Source organism: Shewanella dokdonensis (assembly GCF_018394335.1).
GTDB lineage: Bacteria > Pseudomonadota > Gammaproteobacteria > Enterobacterales > Shewanellaceae > Shewanella > Shewanella dokdonensis.
In genome coordinates, this window is record NZ_CP074572.1 from 163,025 (window position 1) to 182,360 (window position 19,336).

Here is a 19,336-nt window from a genome sequence, read left to right on the forward strand (position 1 = left end):
CCCCAATCGCGCCAAGCACGGTGCTTTTACTTGTAAATATTGTGCAGAGGTCCACACCGAAGACAAATCTACAGCAGCATAAGGTAAACGTTTACTATACAAAAGTCTAAAAACAGTTAATGTATATTTCATATTATTGATTTTTAATAAATTTAATTAATGTAAACGATTACTCTAATTTTACATTTGCAATTGAAATTAGCGTAATACTCCTCAATATCACGCTAGCGCTGCCAACTGATGCTGTTTTTATGCTGGCTTTTGTTGCCCATAGGTTTCATGATCTAGCCATCCGCGCTATCAGTGACACTCAGCGCATCATCCACATTGAAAAGATTGAATATATGTATACGGTCGAAGAGCAGGATTTAGCATCACAACTTGCCGCAATCCAACATCAGTTACCCCAAGAGGAAAGCATGTTGGTGCATCTGGGGCGTCATGCCTGCACATTTGTGCCGCTGCCGCAGCCACAATCAAAAGAGATAGAATTTGGCATTTTGTCCCATGACATTCACATCGGTGTTGAGCAAATTGCCAGCGATTTTTTCCAGCATGATATTCCTGGTGAGCCAGAGCTGGATCATGCCATCAACTGTATTGAAGATGAGCTGATGCGCAATCTGGTGCTGAAAAGCGCCGGAAGAAAACTGATCAGTGCCGATCAGCTGCACGCGGCAATTTTCAATGTCACTGACGGAGTGGCGGAATTCAGTCGCGAACAAGTTGAAGCCCTGTTCACACGCTATGCTTGGTTGTCGATGGGCCGCGCCAGCGCGACTGACAACCTGCCAACAGGTAAGCACGCCTATGCGGCACTGTTGATCCTACGGGAAATGTTGCACCACCTAGATTACCAAACACTGCTGATAGTGGCGGATTAATCAGTCACTATGCTTGAATGGTAACGCCTGTCGCATGGTCGCAACATATTGCTGATTGTGTTGCCGTTCTTCTGCACAAAAATGCTCAATGGCATGCTGAAATTCGGCCGCCGCAATGGCATGTAATGACTGGGTCATAACGGGTTCAAAGCCACGGAGCACTTTATGCTCCCCTTGCGCCCCGCGTTAAAACAGCTAAAGCCATGACGGATAGCATACTCAAGGCCCTGGTAGTAACAGGCTTCAAAGTGTAACCCGTCCAGTTCCTGCAACGTGCCCCAGTAACGGCCATAAAGCACATGTTGCTGCTCATCCGCCAGATATAGCGCCGCAGCAAACGCTTGCTCCGGCGGTTCATTATCGCGGCACACCAGCAATAGACGCACATTGTCTGCCAGTAAGCGCCCCAACTTGAGAAAGAAATCACCAGACAGATAACCGCCATGACCGGAGCGTTTGAGATAGGTCATCTGATAACAGTAATAGAAGCGCTGCCACAGTTCGTTAGCAATTGCATCCCCGGCAAACCAGTGGTAATGCAGATGCTGCACCTTGGCGCGTTCTTTGAGGATCTGTTTACGTTTACGGGACGTCAGCGCAGCCAGAAAGTCGTCAAAACTCGCATAATCGCGATTAAACCAGTGAAACTGACAGCCTTCACGCCTTAGTAAGGTAAGTTCCGCGCGGCTTTGCCATTGCTGGCACTCGGACGCCTCCAGGAATAGCCCGTGCCAGGAGGAAAACTGCTGTAGTTGCTGTTTTAAAATACCACTGACCTGCTGGTATATCGCTTCTGCATAGGGTTTCGCTTGCGGATGGATCGCCAAACGATTACCCGTTACCGGGGTAAACGGAATGGCGCTGACCAGCTTAGGATAATAGGCCACCCCGTAGCGCTGATAGGCATCGGCCCACGCCCAGTCGAATACATATTCGCCCCAGGAGTCTGACTTTTGATATAACGGCATCACGGCCACTAACTGCTGCTGACGGTAAAGCAGTAGATGATATGGCCGCCAGCCACTGTCGCCCCCCACACTGCCACTCTGTTCCAACGCCCACAGAAACGCATGACGCGTAAATGGATTCGTCGAGGCCATACAAGCATCCCACTCGATTGCAGGAACCTTGGAAATATCCTCAATAAATTGGCATTCCCATACTGATTTTGGCAATTATGTTCCTTTTTTGTTAACAGAGATTGCTTTAAGCGACTGTACTCGGCACATTGCTTTTCATGATCTATAACGACCAAGAAGGGATTGCAAGTGCAACGATTAAAACCTCGTTGGCGCCAAGCGCTGTTATTTACCATAACGCTGGTTTCCAGCTTAGTCAGCGGAGTGATTTCGCCTGCGGCCATCGCGGCGCAGGATATTTCTATATACAGCGGCATGGCCACCGCCCGCCCAGTGTGGGCCAAACAGGGGATGGTGGCCAGTCAGGAAGCGCTGGCATCACAAGTGGGGGTCGATATTCTGAAGCAAGGCGGTAATGCGGTAGACGCTGCCATTGCCACCGCTTACGCCTTAGCGGTGACCTTCCCAGAAGCTGGCAATATCGGTGGTGGCGGTTTTATGCTGATCCACCTCGCCAACAGCAATAAAGATATCGCCATCGACTACCGCGAAGTTGCCCCGCTTAAAGCGCATCGGGATATTTTTCTGGATAAACATGGCAATGCCGATCCCAAACTCAGTCAGGAACACGGGCTCGCGGTTGGCGTTCCCGGCACCGTGATGGGCATGGAACTGGCGCGCAAAAAATATGGCACCATGAGTCGGCAGCAGTTATTAGCGCCAGCGATTAAACTGGCCAAAGAAGGTTACGCGGTAACACCGGACTTGGCCGAATCGCTGACAGAACTAAAAGACTACATCAGCCAATGGCCCAGTTCCCGAGCGATTTTTTACAAAGCCGATGGCAGCAACTACGCGCCGGGCGAATGGTTTAAACAGCCAGAATTAGCGCATTCGCTGGCGTTAATTGCAGAAAAAGGCGTAGCGGGTTTCTACCAAGGAGAAACGGCAGAAAAGCTGGTGACGGCCATTCAACAAGCCGGTGGCGTGATGAGCTTGGCCGATTTGCAGCAGTATCAAGTGTACGAGCGCACGCCAGTTAGCGGCAACTACCGCGGCTATCAGGTGATCTCCATGCCGCCACCCTCTTCTGGTGGCATCCATCTGATTGAAATTTTGAATATTCTGGAAAACTTTCCGATTGGCGAATTGGGACACAACAGTGCCGCGACAATTCACCTGATGGCTGAAGCGATGAAACAGGCTTATGCCGATCGCAGTGAATATCTGGGCGACCCGGCATTTGTAAACGTGCCCGTTGCCGCGCTTACCAGTAAAGCCTATGCCAAAGCGATTGCCGAGCGAATTACCCCAGACAAGGTGGTGCCTTCCAGTGATATCGCACCTGGCAAGTTAGCGCCCTATGAAAGCGACCAGACCACCCATTTTTCGGTCGTCGACCAATGGGGTAATGCGGTTTCCAACACCTACACGCTTAATTTTAGCTACGGTAATGGTCTAGTCGCCAAAGGTACGGGGATCCTGCTCAATAACGAAATGGATGATTTTTCGGCCAAGCCCGGCGTTCCCAACGGTTATGGTTTGGTGGGCGGTGATGCCAATGCCGTGGCCGCCAAGAAACGGCCGCTAAGTTCGATGACCCCCACCATTATTACCAAAGATGGCCAACTGTTTATGGTGACAGGTAGCCCTGGCGGCGCCCGCATTATCACTACCGTGCTGCAAATCGTCATGAATGTGATTGATCATCATATGAATATCGCCGAAGCCACCGCTGCGCCACGGATACATCATCAATGGCTGCCGGATGAAATCCGTGTAGAAAAAGCCTGAATCTGGACACCATCCGCCTGCTGCAACAGATGGGTTACACGATCAGTGTTAAACCCGCGATGGGCAGCACCCAGACCATTATGGTTAGCGATGATGGCCGTTACGGTGCATCTGATCCACGCTACGCCAATAGTGGCGCTGTGGGTTATTAATCCGCGCAACGCAAAACGCCCATCGTCAGCGATGGGCGTCTCACTGCGGTCATCAGGTAAATCCTGTTTGCTCCCCTAACCCGCCGTTGGTTAACGGTGTTTCTGCATGCACTGCATAAAACAGCGTTAACAGCGCTGCGAGCCTAGGTCAGCCCAGCAACCACCAGCCTCAGTTTTTCTGGTACACCCGCTCACCCGCTATCCAAGTGGATAACACTTGGGTTTTCCAGATATCACTTTCCGGCACGGTAAAAATGTCTTGATCCACCAGAATAAAATCCGCCCATTTGCCCGGAGTTAAGCTGCCAATTTTGTGCTCCATATGCGCGCCATAGGCGGCATCTTCAGTAAACCCTTTAAACGCCTGCAACCGCGTCATTTTCTGCTCTGGATACCAGCCATTTAGCGGTTGGTTGTTACGATCCTGACGTGTAACCGCTGCATGTAAACCGTAAAAGGGGTTAGCCAGCTCCACCGGAAAATCTGAACCTAGCGGCATATGTACCCCACTTTGCAACAGCGTATGCCAAGCATAAGCGCCAACCATGCGCGCTTTACCGAGACGGGCCTCGGCCATATTCATGTCACTGGTAGCATGGGTGGGCTGCATTGAGGGTAAGATCCCGAGTTGGGCAAATTTCGCCAGATCGTCAGGGGCAATCACCTGCGCATGTTCAACTCGGTTACGCAACTCGCGACCACCAATGGTGGCAAAGGTGTCAGCAAACTGTTGCAATGCCAAGTGATTAGCACGATCGCCAATGGCATGGATATTCAACTGAAACCCAGCCCCGATGATCTGATTAAACAGCGGCTTGAACTGTTCAGGCTCAGTCACCATCAACCCTTGCTGATGTGGTGCATCGTGATAGGGTGCCAACATCGCTGCACCGCGACTGCCTAACGCACCATCAGCGAAGACTTTAACGCTGCGGATCACCAGAGAATCATCGGCGCTATATATCGGGCCATTGGCCAACAGCTTGGGCAGATCTGGGTCGGTTGCCGCCACCATGGCATAGATACGCAGCGGCAACTGCTTGGCAACCGCTCGCGCCAAGTAGAAGTCATAAACATCATGACCTATGCCCGCATCCTGCATAGCGGTGATCCCCAAGGACAACAGATGCGGCGCCGCAGCATCCAACATCAACTGAAACTGTTTTGGCCCATCTTTAGGCATCACTTGATTGACCAGTTCCATGGCGTTATCTACCAGCACGCCGGTCGCATTGCCCGCGGCATCTCTGACAATCTGTCCGCCAGCTGGATTGGGGGTATTGCGGTCGATCCCGGTAGCGGTCAACGCTTTACTGTTCAGCCATACGGCATGCCCATCCACCCGGGACAACACTACCGGACGCTCACGCATGGCTTGGTCCAGCATTTTAGCGGTCGGAAACTGCCTATCGGCCCATAACTCCTGATTCCAACCACTCCCCGTTAACCAGGGTTGTTGTGGATGTGTTGCCGCATATGCCGCCACCCGCTGAGCCGCCGCAGCAGCACTGGCACTATCCCGCACATCCACTTGTAGCAGCGAAGCGCCCAACATCAGCAGATGTCCGTGGGCATCAATTAAGCCAGGCAACATCACTTGCTGTTTACCATCAACCTTTATTGCATCCCGTGGCACCGAGCGAGGATCCAACGCCGCTATTTTGCCGTCCGCAATTAACGCTTGCTGAAATTGCAGCAAGCTTCCCTTGTCATCCAATGTGTAACCTTTCACATTGGTGATCAGTGTCGTGGCCGCTTGCGCCGCCGAGGTTATCAGCGCGAAACCCAGAGTTCCCAGTAGCGCCCATTGCTTATGATTCATCACAGCTCCCGAATGACGATTAATGGTATTGGCATACAGCAGTCTTGCCTGATATTTCGAGGGATAAGGGAATAACCTAGGTGCATCCGCTCAGTGCTAAAAACTCTGACGAATTAGCCTAAAGAGCGCAATCGTTAACGCGGGGAACGCAGAAATTATCGATAACCGTCGGCATATTCTGCAATTAGCAAGCGAAAAAACTTAATGACATTAGCGTTTTATAAATAGCTCGCCATTCTGCGACAGTAATTTGTGGGACGCTAACACCTGAGACAGCGACAGTTTTACCGCTTTTTTACCAGCCGTTTGTGAATTAACACCGTAATGTGCTGCAGTGATAGTCATTAGATTCGCGTCACCGCTACATAAAAGCCGCATTCGGGACTCGCGGTAACCTTCTCCCAACGCGAAGCCGCCAACAACTCCCCGTTTATCATGGGTGGTTTTTAGCAGTGGCTTCAACGTTGATCTATCCATAAAAAAACAGGCCGAAGTGGCCTGTTTTTTTATGATGCAACCGCAGTTAATCCTGGTGTTCCTCAAAATAGGAATCTGGGATTAAATGGCCTAATTCGTGTGACTTGGTTTTCAGATAAAACTCGTTATAACGGTTTTTACCGACCTGCAATGGCACACGTTCTACGACTTCTACCCCGATATCTTGCATCGCTTTCATTTTTCGGGGTTGTTGGTCATCAGTCGCACTCTATGCACACCAATTTTTTCCAGCATAGGGGCAATCATATCGTACTTGCGCATATCCGCCGGAAACCCGAGTTGCTCATTGGCTTCAACGGTATTGGCTCCGAGATCCTGCAACGCATAGGCACGGATTTTGTTCAGCAGACCAATACCACGCCCTTCTTGGCGTAAATACAAAATAAAACCTCGACCTTCGGCCGCAATATTTTGCATAGCGGTCTGCAATTGAAAACCACAGTCACAACGTAGGCTAAAGAGTGCATCGCCTGTCAGGCATTCGGAATGAATACGTCCGAGCATGGGTTCATCGGCATTCAGTTCACCAAAGGTCAACGCCACATGTTCTTTGCCGGTCTCGCTGTCTTCAAAGCCGTGCATGGCGAAAATGCCCCAAGGAGTGGGCAACTTGGCAGTGGCGATATATTTAATTGACATGGATTAACCTTAACTACTGCGCTCAGTTCATGAGACGGTTAATGTCTCTCGTTGATGAGACTTACAATACATTGATTCAGGCGGGCCATTTTAGGCTGTTTCACGACGGATCGGAATACCTGGCGCCCAGGGCGCGTAATAGCCGAGATAACACTGCCAGGTGATGACCGTTAACTGAATCTGCTGGCTCGGCAGTATAGCAACTTCCGGCAACAGCGGCAGTGTTTTGCAGACGCAAAAAATGAAGTTTATTGTTCGATATAACCGATTAAACTCAGAATGCTCACGGATGTTCGTGCAGATGATGCACTATCTGGTTGCTGGAACCACGATACAAGAGTGATGGATCAGCCAGAGACTGTTCAAACTTACCGTCTATCAACACGTCGATATATGGCAGAACCGCCCGTTGTGCCGCCGATAATTCGCCGAGTTTGTAACCCGTCCACAGCCAGATATCCTTACCTGCACACTCTTGCCGAACCCGTTTCACTAACTGCAGCACTGCCGGAACATTGCCGGGGAATAACGGATCGCCACCAGACAAAGACAAGCCGCGACGATGAATACGGCTATCGTTTAAGTCTTTAATAATCTGATCTTCCATTGACTGATCAAACAGATGACCGGAGCGTGGATCCCATGTGGACTGGTTATAACAGCCGCGACATTGATGTTCACAGCCAGCCACAAACAGCGTACAGCGCGTCCCTGGCCCATTAATTACATCAACCTGATAATAACGATGATAATTCATGATAGTTGCCCTCTAGTGCGCCCCAACGGGCGCACCTGTGCCGACTCAGAGATGTTTAACGCGGCGTTTAACTTCTTCCTGTTTCCCTTGGTTAAACGGACGGGCATCTGGGCTCCCCAAGTAACCACATACGCGGCGGATAACCGAAACTCGGGCAGGATCATGATTACCGCACTTAGGACATACAAAGCCTTTACTGGTACAACTGAATTCACCAGTAAAGCCACAGTCGTAGCATTCATCTATTGGCGTATTGGTGCCATAGTAGGGAACGCGGCTGTAACTGTAGTCCCAAACATTTTCCAGCGCTTCCTTGTTATGCTGCATGTTCGGGTATTCACCATAACAGATGAAACCGCCGTTAGAGACTTCAGGATAAGGCTGTTCAAAGTCGATTTTATCGTAAGGGTTAACGGACTTTTCCACATCCAGATGAAAACTGTTGGTGTAGTATCCCTTGTCAGTTACCCCAGGCACCAATCCAAATTCTTTGGCATCCAACTTAGCAAAACGGTTACAGAGGTTTTCACTAGGAGTGGCATACAAGCTGAAACCATAGCCAGTTTCCTCTTTCCAGCGCACGGTAGCCGCTTTCAGATAAGCGACGATGTTTACCGCCTTCTGCCGCAACTGTTCACTGTCATAAACGTGGGTTTCAGTGCCATAGAGCGCGTTGATCGCTTCATGAACCCCGATATAACCCAGTGAAATAGAGGCGCGGCCATTCTTGAAGATATCGGCGATGTTGTCATCTGCCTTCAAACGCACACCACAGGCACCTTCCATATACAGGATTGGAGCTACCCGTGCTTTGACATTTTTCAAGCGTTCAATACGGGTATCCAGCGCTTTGCGGGCAATCGCCAGCCGTTGATCCAGGATCCGATAAAAGGCCTTTTCATCGCCTTTCGCTTCCAGAGCAATACGCGGCAGATTAAGGCTGACCACGCCGAGGTTATTGCGGCCTTCATGCTGCAACTGACCATCCTGTTCGTAAGCACCAAGAAAACTGCGACATCCCATAGGCGTTTTGAAGGATCCGGTCACCCGCACCACTTCGTCGTAGTTCAGGATATCTGGATACATCCGCAGCGTAGAGCAACGCAGCGCTAACTGTTTTACATCATAGTTGCAGTCGCCGGGCTTATGATTGACACCATCGCGGATGGCAAATACCAGTTTCGGGAATACTGCAGTCTTATGATTCTTGCCTAAGCCTTCCATCCGAATTTTCAGGATTGACTGTTGGATTAAACGTGACTGCCAGCTAGTACCCAAACCAAACCCTAAGGTCACAAAAGGTGTCTGACCGTTAGCGGTGTGTAGTGTGTTGACTTCATATTCCAAAGACTGGAAAGCATCGTGACACTCTTTCTCGGTGCGTTCTTCCGCGTAGGCAGCCGCATTTTCGATGCCCCACTGCTGCGCAACATCCATATGTTTTTCATAACTTTTTGTCACAAATGGTGCCAGTACTTCATCAATGCGATTGATGGTAGTACCACCATAAATATGACTAGCCACCTGAGCAATAATCTGTGCCGTCACCGCGGTAGCTGTAGAGATGGATTTAGGGGTTTCAATTTCCGCATTGCCCATCTTGAAACCGTGGTTCAGCATGCCGCCCAGATCGATCAACATACAGTTGAACATAGGGAAGAAAGGCGCATAGTCCAGGTCGTGATAATGGATTTCACCGCGTTCATGAGCGTCAACCACATCTTTTGGCAGAATATGATGTTTGGCATAGTGTTTGGCCACAATCCCGGCCAGCAAGTCGCGCTGGGTTGGAATGACCTTCGCGTCTTTATTAGCGTTTTCGTTAAGCAGCGAAGTATTGGTCTGTTCCACCAGTCCGCGGATTTCTAGACTCAGTTTACTGCCGGTTTCACGGCAGATGTCACGGTCGTGACGGTATTCGATATAAGCTCGGGCAACAGCTTTATAGGGGCCATCCATCAGCAGGTTTTCAACCCGATCCTGCAATTCCTGAATAGCAACGTCCTGTTTCTCTTTTACTGCCGCAGAGACAACTGCCGCAACAGTTGCTGCATAGTCAACATCGTTAATACCACAGTGCGTCGAGGCTGCCAGCACCGCATCACGGATTCTATTTTCATCGAACTGAGTACGGCACCCATCCCTCTTTATCACTACTGGCATGATTTTCACTCCATTTTCTCGTTGTTATCACCATATATAGTGCTCATTTTTTAGCTAAACACTACATGTGGTAAGATTAGGCTACAAAACGCCTAGGGAGATATTGATCTGGATCATGTAAAAGGATGGCTTTCGCGACTTGATAAAAATTGTTGTTGAGGCCCGCCGATTGTGACCAATTGCTACTTGACCAAGGGGACAGTCAGCGATAGTGACGCAAAAAAGACGAAATATATGTGATAAAAAACACAACAGTCAGCCTTCTTAACTGACTGTTGTGCCATGGTATAACGCTTTAGCACTCGCCTAATACCGCATCAATCAGATGAGCTGACTGCTTCACCGCATTTTCGCCAGCGGCAATGGCCTCGGCAGCACGATGAAACTCCATGGTGCCGATATCCGATACCTTGGGCAGCACACAGATATCTGGCGGATCGCCCACTAATCGCGCACGTTTATGGCGCTGTTCCAAGATATCCATCGATTGCGACATCACAGCCAACATGCCGGGTTCGGTTTTATTTCCCAGTGAGAATTTATTGGTCAGGCCAGCGATATAGTCCTTCCCTTTGGCCAACAGATCCATAAATCCTGACTCATTATGATTGCCAGCTTTCATGGCGGTCGTGATCACCTCTTCTTGCAGCGCTTTATTACTCTGTACATTCACAGGCAAGACTTGCAGTTTTTCACGGCGGTGCCCATGCAAATCAACACCGATGACCACCTGGCAGCCCATTGCCCTAGCAACCGACACCGGAATAGGATTCACCACGGCGCCATCCACCAACCAACGTTTTCCTTGGCGGACGGGTGACATAAAGCCCGGCATTGAGCAGGAAGCGCGCACCGCCTGCCGCAAATCGCCATTACGAAACCATACCTCTTGCCCAGAATACAGATCCGTAGCAACGGCGATGAAAGGTTTCTTCAAATCTTCAATCAATAAATCGCCAATCCGACTTTGAATGGCATCAAACACTTTATCGCCACTGATAAGTCCGCCACGGCGCCAACTGATATCCATCAAGCCAAGGACGTCCCAACTGGAGAAACTGCACACCCACTCTTCCAGCTCGTCCAGCCGGTTATTGGCATATGCTGCCCCAACCAGCGCGCCAACAGAACAACCAGCAATCTTTTGTGGATAGATCCCCATACCGGCCAAGCCTTTGAGCACACCAATATGAGCCCAACCTTTAGCGGCCCCACTGCCCAGCGCAATACCTATGATGGGTGAACCGTTTTCCATCTCTGTGTTTCTCCCCTTTGGCAATGACTTATCCAAGGTAACATTTACATCCATTCTATCGGGGCGATAAAAACAAACTCAAGCATATCGACATAGACAGCAGAAAATTCCAGGAGAACGCACATGAAAACTGCCCAATACCATAAAAACCGTTATAATATGCGCCCGCTGAATTTTATGGAGACAACCTTTGCAATTTTCCGATTTTTCGTTGGATAAACGCCTGCTGCAATCCCTGAAACATCTGGGAATTGATCAGCCGACTGAGATCCAGGCAAGCGCTATTCCGGTGGCGCTGGCAGGACGTGATCTGATGGCGTCATCCAAAACCGGCTCAGGGAAAACCCTGGCGTTTCTGCTGCCGGCATTGCAAAGGCTGATGTCTACCCGAGCGCTCAGCAAACAAGACCCGCGCGTATTGATCCTGTTGCCTACCCGTGAATTGGCCAATCAGGTGTACAGCCAGCTACGGCTATTGGTAGCCAACACCCAGTACAAAGCGGTCAGTATTCTGGGGGCGAGAATTTCAATGATCAGGCCAAGGCGCTGGCCAAAAATCCTCATATCATAGTGGCAACACCGGGCCGTATTGCAGATCATCTGCAACAACATCATCTTTACCTTAATGGTTTGGAACTGCTGATCCTCGATGAAGCCGATCGGATGTTAGACTTGGGATTTGCATCGCAATTGCGGGCAATTCATCAGGCAGCCAATCACCGTCGGCGGCAGACCTTGATGTTTTCAGCCACGCTGGATCACGATGATATTCACGAACTGGCGGCAGAATTACTGAATACGCCTGAACATGTCGCCATTGGCTCCAGTCACGAGACCCACCAGGATATTCATCAGCGCGTATATCTTTGTGACCATCTGGATCATAAAGAAGCGCTGCTGTTGGCACTGCTCAAAACCGGGTCACACAAACAGATTATGATTTTTACCGCCACTCGTGATGATACCGATAGATTGGCGACTAAACTGAATCAACAAGGCTACTCGGCAACAGCACTCAGTGGCGAACTGAAACAAGCGCAACGTAATCAGATTATGGATCAGTTCAGCCGTGGTCAGCAGCAAATTCTGGTCACCACAGATGTAGCTTCCCGTGGACTGGATCTGCTTAACGTATCGTTAGTGATCAACTTCGATATGCCCAAGTTTGCTGAAGAATATGTGCATCGTATTGGCCGCACCGGGCGCGCTGGCGCTAAAGGCGATGCGATATCACTGGTGGGTCCCAAAGACTGGGTGGCTTATACCCGCGTGATCGCATTTCTGGCACAAGCACCAGAAACTGCCGTGATAGCGGGATTGGAACCAACATTTACAGGGCTGGCGCCGAAACGGCCACAGCACAAACGTCGTGTTGCCAGCAAAGCTACCGCCAAACCGGATACCCTAGCTAAAAAGCGGCGTAACCCGCAGGCTCGCGATAAGCGTTTCCTAACAGCAGTAGATGCTGGGGATACACCAATGCGCCGAAAATCGCTACCGGTACAGCCAACAAATACTGACGAATCAGAAGAGTAATGCGGCGATAAGCCGACAATCAATGCAAGGATATTTATGCGAGTTTGTGGTGTTGAATTAAAAGGCAGCGAAGCTGTCATCTGTTTGCTGAGCTATAAAGGTGACAGCTATAACGTCCCTGAATGCCGTCGTCACTCATTCACCTTGACAGATCCGGCAGATCTGGAAGCCATTCGTGAATTTCACTTTGCCTTTCACAAGCTGCTGGAAGACTATCAGGTGGATGAAGTGGTGCTGATCGCCCGCCACTACAAAGGCAAGTTTGCCGGCAGTGCGGTTAGCTTTAAGTTGGAAAGCGCTATCCAGTTAGGAAAAACGCCGGTCACCATGCTCACCCCACAAGTCATCCGAGACCAAAACAAACGTAATCCGCCGCTGGTAGACTTTGCCGCTTTGGAACTGCGTAAATTCCAGCAGCTAGCGTTTGAAGCCGCCTATGCCTATCTAACCCAGAAGCGTTTTGCCAAAGACTGATGGCTATCGATTATCTGGCCCATTACAGCGATGAGGTGCGCGCCAAAGTCTCGGCGTTGCACCAGCAGGGCCAGCTTGCGCAGTTTTTGTTAAAACGCCATCCCGAAATACATCAAATCCGCGCTGATCGTGCGCTCTATGACTTCACTATTGCCTTAAAAAATCGCTATCTACGGCAGTCTGCACCATTGGCAAAAGTTTGTTTCGACGACAAAATCACCTTGAGCCATCAAGCATTAGGTCTGCATACATACGCCGCCAGACGCCAAGGTAATAAAGTCAAAACCAAAAATGAAATCCGTATCTCTTCCCGGCTAAAACAGGTACCAGAAGCCTTTCTGCGAATGCTGGTCGTGCATGAATTGGCGCATTTAAAAGAGAAAGAACATAACAAAGCCTTCTATCAACTCTGCTGCCACATGGAGCCAGATTACCACCAGCTGGAATTTGAATTACGGCTGTATCTGATGCTGGCAGATGCCGGACTCGATCCATACCTGACTGCGTCATAACCGCGATGGCCGTTAACCCTACTGCGGCCGCAGCTAATATTCTCTAGCGCCAGCAATAACAAAGGCCACCAATGAGGCAGCCTTGTTGGACAATCGATCGGTGCCGCTCAACCAAGATTCATCATATGTTTACGGGAAGCCACCAGTTGTTCAAACGAATGTTTCTCGCTCCCCGCCAGATGTCCGGCCATAGGGATTTTTGCAGTCATAGGATTGACGGCATGACCATTGATATGAAATTCGTAATGCAAGTGCGGCCCGGTAATGCGCCCGGTGGCGCCTGACAAGGCAATAACATCGCCACGGCTGACACGCTGACCTTTGTGCACCAGCGCTTTTGACAGATGCAGATAACGGGTGGTGTATTTGCTATCGTGCTCAATCACTATGTATTTACCGGCATAAGGATGATTCGTCACCAAGGTGACCACACCATCCCCGGTGGCAACCACTTTGGTGCCAACAGGTGTCGCGAAGTCAGTGCCGTTATGGGGAGCGATACGGCCAGTGACCGGATGGTGCCGATGTGGGTTAAAAGCAGAACTGACACGATATTGTTTCAATAACGGAAAACGTTGGAAGGCTCGCACCAGACTCTGGCCGTTCTCGTCATAAAAGTTGCCATCACTGTTCTGGAACGCCGTAACATGGCTACGCCCCATATTGATGCTGACACCGAGGATACGGCTGACGCCGGTAGATTCCCCAGCCACATACTGATCATTGAGTAAAACAGAGAAACTGTCACCCGCCCGTAAATCCCGAGCAAAATTCAGCTTATCTTTCAGCAGCATTTCAACCCGCTGGATTTCTGCAGCACTCAAACCGACTTTTTCGGCAGAACGATAAAACGACCCCTGAATACCACCGCTGATTATCCGATCTTGCCAATCACCTGGAATATTGATCTCATTGACTTCATAGCCACCTTCCGGGTAACGACTAAACACCACTTGGCGCGCAGCGTTAAAGTACAACTCCAATTTGCTGAGATTACCTTGCTCATCCTGCCAGAAACTGATGCGGTTACCGGGCATCAGGGTATCCAATGCCAGCACGTCCAGATCGGCTTCCAGCACTTTATACATGGTTTGTTGATCCACACCCGCTTTAGCAAACAAGGCGCTCAAGGTATCGCCAGGTTCAATGGTGCGCACAAAGGAAGGATGCTTGATTAAGGGGGCAGTGATCGGTGCGGGCTGCGTCAGAATGGATTCCACATCCAACGACAAGGGCACACGTTGTGGACTAAATTCCTGACTGGATGGCCATAAAATAGTCGCACCGATTAACAAACCGCCAGCCAACAATAAGGTTTTATGAATAGAAGGAAGCGCCTGCAAACGCATCACCGGGTTAAAATTCAACCATGAGATTTTCTCTGTTTGCAACACTACTCTCCTGCATTACCGCCAATAAAAGCCCCTAAAACATAAGGGAAACGCCAAAGTTATATCAAAAAAATGCCAGGATACAAGCGCTACGTGTTACCTATGTCACATTAGATACAAATTTCGCCGGTTTTGTACGACATCTCACGGTGTAACCACATAAATATGACTGCCGCGCGCCTGCTTATGCACATCGACTCGCGTCAGTAGCTGCTCCTTCATTTCGGTTACGTGGGAGATCACTCCAATCATGCGCCCGGCTGACTGCAAATCAGTGAGTGTCCGAATCGCTAGCTCGAGCGAATCCTGATCTAAGCTACCAAAGCCTTCGTCGATAAACAGCGTATCGAGTTTGATACCACCGGCATACGCTTGCACCACATTGCTCAGGCCAAGCGCTAATGACAGCGCCGCCATAAAACTCTCACCGCCACTTAAGGTAGCCACCGGGCGGACTTTGCCGCTGTAGGCGTCTTCCACTTCTAAATCTAGCCCAGAAGCACGATTACCTTTGGCGCGCTCCTCTTTACGCAGTAACCGATAACGCCCCTTACTCATGCGCGCCAAGCGTTCAGAGGCTTCCAGCAGCACATCATCGAGCAATACGCTCAGCACAAAGCGCTGCAAACTGAGTTTGCTTTGGTTGTTGCCGTTAGCAACATCCGCCAAAGTGCCTATCACTGCAAATTGCTGCTCTAATGCGGCTAACGCTTTGGCATCGTTGGCGAGCTTTTGCTGGCAGTTAGTGAGGTTACTCAAACGGCTATTGAGTTGTTGATACTGTTCATCTGCCAGCTGTAGCTGTTGCTGTTGCTGCTCGACCACGGTGGTTAACGCGGCCAGCTCCGGTGCCACTGCGTCTTTAAGTTTTTGCGTCAACGCGTCAAGTTGCCCTGCTAATGCATGGCATTGCTGCTGCCACTGTTCGATTTGCTGCGTTAACTGTTGTTGCAACTGCGGCTCACGTTGTGCCGCCACTAATGCATTAACGTCACTAAATCCCGCCTGTTGCAACGCACTATCAAGTTCTTGCTGCGCTTGCTCGCGGTATTGGGTTGTTTGGCGTAACTGCTGCTGACGCTCGCTCAGCGCGCTTTGAGCTTGTGCCAACTGTGACGCCGCAGCTTGCTGCGTCTGCTGCAATTGCTGTATTTGTTGCTGTAATGCAGCTTGCTGTTGCTGTAACGCTTGCTGTTGCTCAGTTAACTGCGCCAGCGCCGCGTCCGCCGCCAAATGCTGCAATTGCTCTGGCAGACGCCGTTGAATTTCAATCAGTGCCCCCTGCAAGCTGCTGCTGCGACGTTGCTGCTCCGCCAATTGCTGCTGTACGCTGTTAAGCTGTTGTCGTTGCACCTCCAACTGCTGCTCTAGGTTCGCCAGCTGCTGTTGCTGCTTATTCAGCTGTTGTGCCGCCTGCTGCGCGCTGACTAACTGCTGCTGCGTTTGTGTCAACGCCTGTTGCCATTCCGTCACGGGCAGCGCGGCGCTACTGTCGGCATTTAGGGCAGTGAACAACGGCGTAAGCTGCTTATCAATCGCGCTGATCTGCTCTCGTAAACTGCGATAATCGCTGCGCAGCTGCTCGCACTTGCGGCGCTCAGCCTCAAGCTGTTGCTGCGCGCTTTCAAGCTGCTGCTCTGACGGAATAGCGACTTCACTGTGCGCGGGATTAGGATGCTCCGCACTGCCACACACGGGGCACGGCGTATTAGGCCCAAGTTGTTGCGCCAATAATGCCGCCTGCCCCTGATACCATTGCATACGCAACACAGTGAGTTGCTGCTCGGCGGCATCAAATTGCGCCTTAGCCTGTTTACCCTGCTGTGCCTTGTGCTCCAGCTGTTGCGCCAATTTTTGCTGCTGTCGCTGTAACTCCTGAATTTGTCGCCCTTGGTCGCATTGCCGCTCTAACTGATACTGCTGGGTTTGCAGTTCCGCTTGGCGATTCGCTTGCAGCTGTAATTCGCCAATGGTGTGCGCTAACTGGGTTTTGTGCGTTTGGAGCTGCTGCAGTTGATGCTCAGCGGCTTGCTGGGCGTTTGCCGCCTGCTGCTGTTGCTGATTAGCGTCATTAAGTTGCTGTTGCTGCTGATAATAGTTTTGTAGCAATGGTTGCAGTTGCTGAGCTTGCTGCAACTCACTGCGACTGTGTTGCAGCTGCTGATCTAACTCAGCGATGCCCGCGGCTTGCTTATCAGCCTGCTGTTTTTGCGTGGTGGCGTGGGTGAGTTGTTGCTCAGCCGCGTACAGTGCTTGCTGCTGGCTGGTGAGTTCTTGGCTGCGCTGTTGCTGCTGGCGATACACCGGTAGCACTTGCTGTGCTAATTGCGCCAATGACAACTGTTGCTTTAAAGCATCGATGTCCGCTTTACGCGCTTGCTGCTCGGCTAAGCTGGCGGCTAGCCGTGTTTTTTCGGCCAATTCACCACTGAGTTGTTTGCCCTGCTCTAGCTGTTTGCTGGCTTGCTCTAGCGCTACGTTGGCTTGCTGTTTTTGCGCTTTGGCTTGTTCAAATTGCGGAGTCAGTTCGCTGATAGCGAGCGCCAGCGCTTCGGTTGACTCAACGCCCGCCGCTTCTAAAATGCCAAGGCGCTTCTGTTCTAGATCGTGCGCATCTTTACGGATAGTCGCCGCTTGCTGCTTTAAACGCTCTTCAATGCGGCTGTAGATATTGGTTTGAAATAGCTGACTAAAAATCTTCTCGCGCGCTTTTGAGTCTGCCAGCAATAACTCACGAAACTTACCTTGGGGTAACACCATCACTTGGCGGAATTGATCGACATCCAAGCCGGTTAACGACTCGATCATCTGGGTCGCTTCGGTCACTTTACTGGCAACCAGAATTTCGCTGCGGCCATCATCGTACAGTCGCTGTAGCTCCGCCTCGCCGCTTTGGTTGGTAAATCCATCGCCACGCGCCTTTGGCCGCTGCTGATCTGGCACACGTTTGATCAAGTAACGTCGTTCGCCCAAGGTAAATTCGAGGCTCACTTCCGTTAGCAAATTGTCATCGGCGTAATCGCAGCGCATTTGCGGTGCTTCACGTTCGTTACCGGTGGTTTTGCCGTAGAGCGCAAAACAGATGGCGTCTAAAATACTGGTTTTACCGGCACCGGTCGGGCCGTTGATCAAGAACAGTGGGTTATCACCCAAACGGCGAAAATCGATAGTTTGGCTATCGGCAAATGGGCCAAAGGCGCTCATGGTCAATACTAGCGGTTTCATGCGTCTTCTCCCTGGTGCAGTTCATCCAGCAACTGGTGCAGATGTTGCTGCTGCGCGGCAGATAAGGGTTCCCCGCCACTTGCTCAAAGAAATCGCTGAACATCTCCAGTTCACCTTTTTTGATGCGGTCGCGGCCGATGTCACCAGTTTGCTGCTGCGCCATTAAGCCGGTGCGTTCAAGGTGCAACACGTTAGGATAGGCGCTACGCAGTTTGCCCATCGGGTCGAGCAGCGCGTGCGTGTCACTTAAGCGCACCATCAAGTAATCATCGGCGTGCGGGTCATCTTTCGCCTGCAGCAGTAAGTCGGCCAGATTGCCCTCTATAATGCGCACATCGCGGCCAGTGCTGATTGGCAGTAGTTCGATGCTCGGCGCGCTATCGCCGTTTAATTCTACTAAGGTGACCGATTTTTTCTGGGTGGCTTCACTAAAAGAGTATTTCAGTGGTGAGCCGCTGTAGCGCACATGCTCAACACCGCGATATTGCGGCCCATGCAGATGCCCAAGCGCGACATAATCAAACGGCGCAAATAACGCTGGCGAAATATGGTCAGCACCACCGACACTCAGTGGCCGCTCTGATTCAGACTCAGTGCTACCGTCCAAAAAGCAGTGGGCCACCACCACTTTGGGCAAGTTTTCGCTGTCATGCTGCGTCACTTGCTCAAGTAGCGCCTGCATCGCCAACTCATGGCTGTTAATGGAGTCATCTTCTAATGCATGACGCACCACCGCCGGTTCGGCGTAAGAAATGGGATAAAACCACGCATCAGATTGTTTGCCATGCAGTTTTATCGGCGTCAGTGGCAAGCTTAAACTGCCCACCATATGCAAACCACTGCTGCGCATCTGCTTGGCGGCGAAGCCTAAACGCTCAGCACTATCGTGGTTGCCCGAGGTAATCAGCACTTGGATTTGATGTTTACCAATCAGCTCATCCAAAAACTCGGACAGCAATGTCACCGTACTGGCAGGCGGAATGGCGCGATCGTAAATGTCGCCCGCAATAATCAATGCGTCTACTTGATGTTCGACGGCTAATGCGGCGATTTGCGCCAGCGCGATGCGCTGTTGCTCCAATAGCGATTCACCATGCAGTTGCCGTCCGAGATGCCAGTCAGAAGTATGGATAAATTTCATCAGCCATTCCTGTT

The 19,336-nt window shown here is 50.7% G+C and carries 9 protein-coding genes and 5 pseudogenes; 5 read left to right on the forward strand and 9 right to left on the reverse strand.

The window, feature by feature from the left end; translation table 11 throughout:
• The first annotated feature begins 251 nt into the window (after positions 1-251).
• Complete coding sequence (locus KHX94_RS00830; RefSeq protein ID WP_213682013.1) at positions 252-884, forward strand: hypothetical protein; 633 nt, start codon at positions 252-254, stop codon at positions 882-884.
• Here the strand turns inward: KHX94_RS00830 and KHX94_RS00835 are convergent.
• A pseudogene (locus KHX94_RS00835) lies at positions 885-1,984 on the reverse strand (GNAT family N-acetyltransferase).
• A 213-nt stretch (positions 1,985-2,197) separates the two neighbouring features.
• On the opposite strand from KHX94_RS00835, the pseudogene ggt reads away from it, so the two are divergent.
• Positions 2,198-3,909: pseudogene (gene ggt / locus KHX94_RS00840) on the forward strand (gamma-glutamyltransferase).
• Between the two features lie 169 nt (positions 3,910-4,078).
• Here the strand turns inward: ggt and KHX94_RS00845 are convergent.
• The 5 genes and pseudogenes from KHX94_RS00845 to rssA all read right to left on the reverse strand — a co-directional run bounded on the left by KHX94_RS00845 (position 4,079) and on the right by rssA (position 11,043).
• Positions 4,079-5,731, reverse strand: coding sequence for an amidohydrolase (locus tag KHX94_RS00845; protein WP_213682014.1), 1,653 nt, complete (start codon positions 5,729-5,731; stop codon positions 4,079-4,081).
• Between the two features lie 523 nt (positions 5,732-6,254).
• Positions 6,255-6,868: pseudogene (gene ribA / locus KHX94_RS00850) on the reverse strand (GTP cyclohydrolase II).
• A 283-nt stretch (positions 6,869-7,151) separates the two neighbouring features.
• On the reverse strand, positions 7,152-7,625 hold the full coding sequence (nrdG, locus tag KHX94_RS00855; protein ID WP_213682015.1) for an anaerobic ribonucleoside-triphosphate reductase-activating protein: 474 nt from the start codon (positions 7,623-7,625) through the stop codon (positions 7,152-7,154).
• 45 nt (positions 7,626-7,670) lie between these two features.
• Entirely contained in the window at positions 7,671-9,788 is a 2,118-nt protein-coding gene (nrdD, locus tag KHX94_RS00860; RefSeq protein ID WP_213682016.1) for an anaerobic ribonucleoside-triphosphate reductase, read from the reverse strand.
• 295 nt (positions 9,789-10,083) lie between these two features.
• Positions 10,084-11,043 (reverse strand): patatin-like phospholipase RssA, encoded by a 960-nt coding sequence (gene rssA, locus KHX94_RS00865; RefSeq protein ID WP_213682017.1) that lies wholly within the window; start codon positions 11,041-11,043, stop codon positions 10,084-10,086.
• Positions 11,044-11,233: 190 nt separating this feature from the next.
• On the opposite strand from rssA, the pseudogene KHX94_RS00870 reads away from it, so the two are divergent.
• The 3 genes and pseudogenes from KHX94_RS00870 to KHX94_RS00880 all read left to right on the forward strand — a co-directional run bounded on the left by KHX94_RS00870 (position 11,234) and on the right by KHX94_RS00880 (position 13,565).
• A pseudogene (locus KHX94_RS00870) lies at positions 11,234-12,579 on the forward strand (DEAD/DEAH box helicase).
• 36 nt (positions 12,580-12,615) lie between these two features.
• On the forward strand, positions 12,616-13,053 hold the full coding sequence (locus KHX94_RS00875) for a DUF3010 family protein (RefSeq protein ID WP_213682018.1): 438 nt from the start codon (positions 12,616-12,618) through the stop codon (positions 13,051-13,053).
• Positions 13,050-13,565, forward strand: coding sequence for a M48 metallopeptidase family protein (locus KHX94_RS00880; RefSeq protein WP_213683287.1), 516 nt, complete (start codon positions 13,050-13,052; stop codon positions 13,563-13,565). Before KHX94_RS00875 ends, KHX94_RS00880 begins: the two co-directional genes overlap by 4 nt.
• Positions 13,566-13,672: 107 nt before the next feature.
• Here the strand turns inward: KHX94_RS00880 and KHX94_RS00885 are convergent, their stop codons facing one another.
• The 3 genes and pseudogenes from KHX94_RS00885 to KHX94_RS00895 form a co-directional block, all read right to left on the reverse strand.
• Positions 13,673-14,956, reverse strand: coding sequence for a peptidoglycan DD-metalloendopeptidase family protein (locus KHX94_RS00885; protein WP_213683288.1), 1,284 nt, complete (start codon positions 14,954-14,956; stop codon positions 13,673-13,675).
• Positions 14,957-15,100: 144 nt separating this feature from the next.
• Complete coding sequence (locus KHX94_RS00890; protein WP_213682019.1) at positions 15,101-18,181, reverse strand: SbcC/MukB-like Walker B domain-containing protein; 3,081 nt, start codon at positions 18,179-18,181, stop codon at positions 15,101-15,103.
• Positions 18,178-19,322: pseudogene (locus tag KHX94_RS00895) on the reverse strand (exonuclease SbcCD subunit D). Before KHX94_RS00895 ends, KHX94_RS00890 begins: the two are co-directional and overlap by 4 nt.
• Positions 19,323-19,336: the final 14 nt, after the last annotated feature.

What these genes read in the sequence shown, in the direction of transcription:
- KHX94_RS00845 (WP_213682014.1), bottom strand. Translation starts at nt 5,731, where the DNA reads ATGAATCATAAGCAATGGGCGCTACTGGGAACTCTGGGTTTCGCGCTG.
- KHX94_RS00875 (WP_213682018.1), top strand. Translation starts at nt 12,616, where the DNA reads ATGCGAGTTTGTGGTGTTGAATTAAAAGGCAGCGAAGCTGTCATCTGT.
- nrdG (WP_213682015.1), bottom strand. Translation starts at nt 7,625, where the DNA reads ATGAATTATCATCGTTATTATCAGGTTGATGTAATTAATGGGCCAGGG.
- KHX94_RS00890 (WP_213682019.1), bottom strand. Translation starts at nt 18,181, where the DNA reads ATGAAACCGCTAGTATTGACCATGAGCGCCTTTGGCCCATTTGCCGAT.
- nrdD (WP_213682016.1), bottom strand. Translation starts at nt 9,788, where the DNA reads ATGCCAGTAGTGATAAAGAGGGATGGGTGCCGTACTCAGTTCGATGAA.
- KHX94_RS00830 (WP_213682013.1), top strand. Translation starts at nt 252, where the DNA reads ATGCTGGCTTTTGTTGCCCATAGGTTTCATGATCTAGCCATCCGCGCT.
- rssA (WP_213682017.1), bottom strand. Translation starts at nt 11,043, where the DNA reads ATGGAAAACGGTTCACCCATCATAGGTATTGCGCTGGGCAGTGGGGCC.